This window comes from Streptomyces sp. MK37H (assembly GCF_018035285.1).
Lineage (GTDB): Bacteria > Actinomycetota > Actinomycetes > Streptomycetales > Streptomycetaceae > Streptomyces > Streptomyces endocoffeicus.
This window is the reverse complement of record NZ_JAAAYH010000495.1, coordinates 1-6,300: the sequence shown is the minus strand read 5'-3', so window position 1 is coordinate 6,300 and position 6,300 is coordinate 1. Positions and strand designations below refer to the sequence as shown.

Genomic DNA, 6,300 nt, shown 5'->3' with positions numbered 1-6,300 from the left:
AGATACATGACCGCCACCCGGTCGCAGATGTGGCGTACGACGCGCAGGTCGTGGGAGATCATCAGCAGGGTGAGGTCCAGTTCGTCCTTCAGCTCGATCAGCAGGTTGAGGATCTGGGCGCGGACCGAGGCATCGAGGGCGGAGGTGGGTTCGTCGCAGATCAGCAGGCGCGGGCGGAGCAGCAGGGCGCGGGCCACGACGATCCGCTGGAGCTGGCCGCCGGAGCATTCGACGGGGCGCCTGCCGAGGAACGACGCGTCGAGCCCCACATGACCGAGCGCCTCGAGGACGCGCTGGTGACGCTCCTCCCGGCTGCCGAGACCGTGCTGGGCCAGGGGTGCGTCGAGGCTCGTCCCCAGGCGCATCCGGGGATCCAGCGCGGCGAACGGGTCCTGGAAGACCAGCTGCATCGAACGGCGCAGGGCTTTTCGCTCACGGCCCTTGGCCCGGGCCACGTCGGCCCCGTCGAACAGCACGCGTCCGGAGTCGACCGGGGTCAGCCCGAGCATGGCCCTGGCGAGGGTGCTCTTTCCGCAGCCCGATTCCCCCACCAGGCCGAGCACTTCGCCGGGAGCGATGGAGAACGAGACACGGTCGACGGAGTGGACGTACTGCTTGCCCCCGAACGCCCCGCCCTTCAGCGCGAAGTGCTTGACCAGGTCCTCGACGACGACGAGTGGCGGCCGCGCCGTGGGAGGGGGTGTGCGATCCGACGTCAGCGCCGTCATACGCCCACCGCCTCGCCGACGCGCTCGGCACCGGGCTTGGAGGCCCAGCACCGGCAGCGGTGTTCACCGCCGCAGGTGTGCAGGGGAGGCTCGGCACCCGAACACTCCCCGGTGATGCCGAGGGCCAGGGCGAGCGGACATCGAGGTTGGAAGCGGCACCCGTGGTCCAGGCCGCGGGACTGCGTCGCGCTGCCGGGTATCGAGAAGAGCCTGCCCTCCTCCGACTGCAGCAGTGACGCCTTCAGCAGGGCGCGGGTGTACGGGTGCTCCGGCGCGTCGAAGACCTCGCGCACGGAACCCTCCTCCACCACGCGGCCGGCGTACATCACCGCGACGCGATCGGCGATCGAGGTGACGATGGTGAGGTCGTGCGTGATGAGCAGCACGGACATGCCGGATTCGCGCTGCTTACGGCGGAGCAATCGCAGGATCTGGGCCTGGACGGTGGCGTCGAGCGCGGTGGTCGGCTCGTCGGCGATGAGCAGTCCGGGCTCCCCGGCGAGGGCGGCCGCGATCATCACGCGCTGCGCCATGCCCCCGGAGAGCTGATGTGCGTACGCTGAGGCCCGGCGCTCCGGTTCGGGGATGCCGACGTGGCGCAGGAGTTCCACGACCCGTGTCCTCGCCTGGCGGCGGCTGAGGCCCTGATGCAGCCGCAGGGGTTCGGCCACTTGGCTGCGGACGGTGGCCGTGGGGTCGAGCATGGCCTTGGGCTGCTGGAAGAGCATCGCCATCCGGTGTCCGCGGATACGGTCCATGCGTTTCGGCGGCAGGGAGGCCAGGTCGTCCTCGCCGAGGGTGATGTGGCCGCCAGTGATCCGGGCGCCGGGCGGAAGCAATCCCATGACACTGAGCGCCGTGAGGGTCTTGCCGGAGCCCGACTCTCCCACCAGGGCGACGATCTCGCCGCGCCGGACGGTCAGATCGAGGCCGTCGACGGCGGGCGTGGCCGAGGAGGTGTCGGTTCCGGCGAACTCCACCCGCAGGCCCCGGACGTCGAGCGCGGTGTCACAGGCGGCCGCCGGACCCGGCGGAGGATGATGGTGCAGACGCATGTTCCGGTTCCCTTCAGCGGCGGACCGCGCGCAGGCGCTTCCGCACGGTCACGGTGGCTTCTTCGAAGTGCTGGGTGAGGGTGGCCAGCGCGGCGTCGACATCGTCGCCCGCGATCAGTCGTGCCAGTTCCCGGTGTTCGTCGAGGAGGTCGAGCCGTGCGGGGTCGGCATCGGCTTGGAGGTTGAGGCACAGCCGGGTTTCGGCGATCACGGTGTCGAACATGCGGCGGAGGCGTGGACTGCCGGCCGCCTCGATCACCAGTGAGTGGAACCGCACATCGAGGTCGGCCACCTTCGACCAGTCGCCCACCCGGGAGGCACGGGCGAGCTCGTCCACCGTCGCGTCGAGGGCGGACAGCAGGCCGGGCGGTGTGGGCGAGGTGATGACGCGGCGGAAGGCGGCCGCCTCGAGCGCTTCCCTGGCGTAGTAGATGTCGAGGACGTCTGCCTCGCCGAGCAGCGGCACGAAGACCCCGCGGTGGGGAACGCTCAGCAGCAGCCCTTCGTGGACCAGCCGGGCGAGGGCTTCGCGTACCGGGCCGCGGCTGACCCCCAGGGATTCGGCGAGTTCGGCCTCGCCCAGCTGGGAGCCGGGCCGGAAGGCGCCGGTGAGGAGTTCGGACCGGATCCGTTCCACGACCTGTGAGGCGAGGGTACGGCGGCTGACCTGGGCCGATGACGGTGCCGCCGACGCGGCGTCATGAGGCATCCGTCTTCCTCCTACGTTTGAGTTCCATGCCGTGGCCGATCAGGGTGACGCTCAGCGCGGTAAGGAAGATCGCGGCGCCGGGCGCCAGCACGAGCAGCGGGACGCGCTGCATATAGGGCTGGGCGTCCAGCAGCATGGCGCCCCAGTCGGAGTCGGGCGGCTGGACGCCCAGCCCAAGGTAGGACAGCCCTCCTACGGTGATGAGCTTGTGCCCGAACCGCAGGAAACCGAGGGCCAGCACGGGCCGCAGGGCGTTGGGGATGACGTGGCGGAAGACGATGAACGTCTTGGAGCAGCCGAGTGCTTCGGCGGCCTCGATGTACTCCCGGCCGTTGATCTCCAGTGCGAGGCCGCGCATCAGCCGGGCGAAGGGGGTCCACCCCACGATCGTCAGGGCCGCGATCAGCATGCCGTAACCGGTGCCGAAGGCCGCGATGAGGAACAGCGCGACGACCACGTCGGGGATGGCGATCAGCAGGTCGGTGGTGCGCATGACCACCTCGTCCAGGAGCCCGCCGCGCCGGGCGCTGAACGCTCCGATCACCGTGCCCGCGACGGCGGAGAGCAGCAGGGTGACCGCCGCGATCGAGACCGAGAAACGCCCGCCGTACATCAGCCGGCTGAGCACGTCCCGCCCCAACTGGTCGGTGCCGAGCCAGTGCTGGGCGCTGGGCCCGGCCAGCCGTCGGGTGAGGTCCTGATGAGCGGGGTCGAAGGGGGCGATCCATGGCGTGAGCAGCAGGGTCACCAGCACCAGGGCCAGGACGAGGGCGCCGGCGCGCAGCGTCCAGTGCCGGCCGGTGAAGGTGCGCAGGAAGGTGGCGGTCCAGCGAGCGAGGCGCTGTGTCACGGTGCGTCGGACCGGACTGTGCGGAAGAGGGCTAGACAGCGCCATCGCGTACCCTTACGGCCGGGTTGATCAGTGCGTAGAGAACGTCGGTGGCGGTGGTGATGAGGACCGCCAGCGCCACGATGCTCAGGATTCCGCCCTGGATCAGTGGGATGTCGTGGTTGACCACGGCGTTGTAGACGAGCCGTCCCATTCCGGGGATGGCGAAGATGACCTCCACGACCACCGATCCGCCGAGCAGCCCCGCGAACCACAGGGAGAAGAGCGTCATCACCGGCAGCAGGGCGTTGCGCAGACCGTGCCGCAGCATGGCCTGACGTCCGCTCAGTCCCCGGCTGCGGGCGGCGGTCATGTACGGCGACGCCAGGACATCGCTCATCGCGGCCCGGGTGACCTGGGCGAAGTAGGCCATCGGCCGCAGCGCCAGGACGATCGCCGGCAGGACGATCGAGGTGGGGTCCCGCCATCCGGCGGACGGCAGCCAGCCGAGGTAGCGGGAGAAGACCAGGACCAGGACGGGGGCCAGCCAGTATTCGGGGACGGCGACGAAGCTCTGTGTCAGCACCGTCACCCCGTTGTCCAGCCGCTTCCCCGGCCGCATCGCGGCGAGGGTGCCCAGGGGCAGGGCCGCGAGGAAGGCCAGCCCGATGGCGATGACGGTGAGCGTTCCCGATACCCCCATCGCGCTGCCCAGCAGCTGGTCGACCGGTGTGCGGCTGGTGAAGGACAATCCGAAGTCCCCGTGTGCCGCTCGGCCGAGCCAGCTCAGATACTGCATCAGGATCGGCCGGTCGAGCCCGAGCTCGGAGCGCAGGGCGGCGAGCGCCGAGGGGTCGAGGGCCTGGTCGGAGACCCTGGACCGCAGGATCGTCCGGACGGGATCGCCGCCCGAGGCGTACGGGATGGCGAAGGTGGCCGCTGACACGGCGAGCAGGGTGATCAGCAGCACCAGAAGCCGCCGTACGGCGAATCTGACCATCGTTCACTCCTCCTTCCGGGCTCTTCCGGCGAGTGGGCGGCGGGCTACTTGATGACGTCCAGGGCCCGGTAGTAGGCCCCGGCGAACGGCAGGAACCACGGCGGCCCGAAGTGTCCGGGCACCCGGGGGAACTTCATCCCCCGCCAGAGGTTCGCCTCGGGCCTGCCGTCGATGACCTCGGCCATCTGCTTGCCCATGTGCGTGGCCATCTGGACCCCGTGGCCGGAGTAGCCCACGGAGTAGTACAGCCCGTCCCGGTCGCCGGAGTGGACCATCTGATCGAGGCTGATGTCGACGAGCCCGCCCCAGAGGTAGTCGATGCGCACGCCATCGAGCTGCGGGAACACCGAGAGCATGCCCTTGCGCAGGATGCGTCCGCTCTTGGCGTCCGACTGCGGATTGGACATCGCGAAGCGGGCCCGACCGCCGAACAGCAGCCGGTTGTCCGGGGTGATGCGGAAGTAGTAGAGGATGTTCTTGGAGTCGGAGGCCATCCGGCGGGTGGGCATCAGCTCGTCGACCACCTCCTGCCGCAGCGGTTCGGTGACGATGATGAAACTGCCGACCGGGACGATCCGGTTGCGCAGCCAGGGGAACGGGGAGCCGGTGTAGCCGCTCGTGGCGACGAGCACGTGGTCCGCGCGCAAGGTGCCGACCGGGGTGGTCAGATCGTGCACCGTGCCGCCGATCCGGCGCGCCCTGGTCACCGGGGCCTTCTCATGGATCCGCACTCCCAGGTTCGCGGCGGCCTCGGCGAGACCGCGGACGAACTTGCCCACGTGCAGTCCGGCGCCCTGAGGGTCGGCCATCGCGCCGTGGTAGTGGTCGGATCCGATCTCGGACCGGATATCCCGCTTGGGGATCAACTGTGTCTTGTAGCCGATCAGTTCGGCGAGCGCCTCATGGGTGCGGGCGAGACGCTCGTAGTGTGCGGGCTTGGCGGCGAGGTTGAGCTTTCCGGTGCGGGAGAAGTCGCAGTCGATGCCCTCCTCGTCCACCAGCCTCTCGACGGTGTCGATCGCCTCGTTGTACGCCAGGTAAGCCGCCTTGGCGGTCGGGAGGCCATAGCGCTCCACGGCGGTGAGGAAACCGATGGCCAGCCCCGTGGTGCACATGCCGCCGTTGCGCCCCGAGGCTCCCCAGCCCACCGTCTCCTGCTCCAGGACGGTGACCTGGGTGCCCTTGCGGGCGAGGTGGAGGGCTGCGGACAGCCCGGTCAGCCCGGCGCCCACGATCGCCACATCCGTTCGGCCATCGATCTCCACCGCGCTGCGGTCGGGGCCGGCCGGGGCCGTATCCAGCCAGTACGGAACGGTCTTCACGGCGCTCACAGCCCGAGCAGCGCGGGCAGCTCGGACAGGACCGAGACCTCGTGGTAGCCGTAGTACGGGACGCTCGGCTCGTATCCCCGGTTGACGTAGACCTTGTTGGGGATCCGCAGATCGTGCGCCGGGATGAGGTCGTACCGCAGGCTCGAGGAGACGTGCAGGATCTCGCCGGGCCCGCACCCGAGCTGCTCCAGCATGTACTCGAACGCCTGGAGGCGCGGCTTGTACGCACGGGCGTGCTCCGCCGTGTAGACGGCGTGGAACGGGGCGCCCAGCTTCTCGACATTGCCGCCGATCTGGTCGTTGGCGGCGTTGGAGAGGATCACCAGCGGATAGCTCTCGGCGAGGGTGCGCAGCGCGTCCGGCACGTCCGGGTGCGGGCCCCAGGAGGGCACGGCGGCGACGATCGCCTCGCCGTCCGCCTCGCGGTACTCCACGTTCCACAGGGCGCAGGCCCGCTTCAGGGCGTTCTTGATGACGTCGGGGTAGAGCTGGTAGGCGCCCAGCACCTCGTCGATGCGGTACGCCTCGAAGTCGTCGAGGAAGTCCTCCATGCGGTCGGCGGCGACGCGGTCGGCGAACAGTTCACGGGTGAGCGCGGACATCCCGAAGGCGGTGAGGGTGCCGTAGCAGTCGAAGGTGATGTACTTG

7 protein-coding genes are annotated in these 6,300 nt (G+C 69.8%); all 7 read right to left on the bottom strand.

The genetic code is table 11. The annotated features are described in order from the left end of the window. On the bottom strand, positions 1-728 hold a 728-nt coding region (locus GWI24_RS38815), incomplete at its 3' end, for a dipeptide/oligopeptide/nickel ABC transporter ATP-binding protein (protein ID WP_210950733.1). After that, positions 725-1,783 carry an ABC transporter ATP-binding protein gene (locus GWI24_RS38810; protein ID WP_210950732.1) on the bottom strand — a complete coding sequence of 353 codons (1,059 nt, stop codon included), beginning with the start codon at positions 1,781-1,783 and terminating at the stop codon, positions 725-727. The genes GWI24_RS38815 and GWI24_RS38810, both read right to left, overlap by 4 nt. Before the next feature lie 13 nt (positions 1,784-1,796). Beyond that, entirely contained in the window at positions 1,797-2,492 is a 696-nt protein-coding gene (locus tag GWI24_RS38805; protein ID WP_210950731.1) for a GntR family transcriptional regulator, read from the bottom strand. Beyond that, positions 2,482-3,342 (bottom strand): ABC transporter permease, encoded by an 861-nt coding sequence (locus tag GWI24_RS38800; protein WP_308344237.1) that lies wholly within the window; start codon positions 3,340-3,342, stop codon positions 2,482-2,484. Before GWI24_RS38800 ends, GWI24_RS38805 begins: the two co-directional genes overlap by 11 nt. 31 nt (positions 3,343-3,373) lie before the next feature. Then, positions 3,374-4,321, bottom strand: coding sequence for an ABC transporter permease (locus tag GWI24_RS38795; protein ID WP_210950729.1), 948 nt, complete (start codon positions 4,319-4,321; stop codon positions 3,374-3,376). A 44-nt stretch (positions 4,322-4,365) separates the two neighbouring features. Further along, a complete protein-coding gene (locus GWI24_RS38790; protein WP_308344236.1) occupies positions 4,366-5,652 on the bottom strand; it encodes an FAD-binding oxidoreductase in 1,287 nt (428 codons plus the stop codon). Next, on the bottom strand, positions 5,649-6,300 hold a 652-nt coding region (locus GWI24_RS38785; protein WP_210950728.1), incomplete at its 5' end, for a haloacid dehalogenase type II. The genes GWI24_RS38785 and GWI24_RS38790, both read right to left, overlap by 4 nt.

Coding starts and splice junctions, on each gene's coding strand:
- GWI24_RS38810 (WP_210950732.1), bottom strand. CDS start 1,783: ATGCGTCTGCACCATCATCCTCCGCCGGGTCCGGCGGCCGCCTGTGAC.
- GWI24_RS38805 (WP_210950731.1), bottom strand. CDS start 2,492: ATGCCTCATGACGCCGCGTCGGCGGCACCGTCATCGGCCCAGGTCAGC.
- GWI24_RS38795 (WP_210950729.1), bottom strand. CDS start 4,321: ATGGTCAGATTCGCCGTACGGCGGCTTCTGGTGCTGCTGATCACCCTG.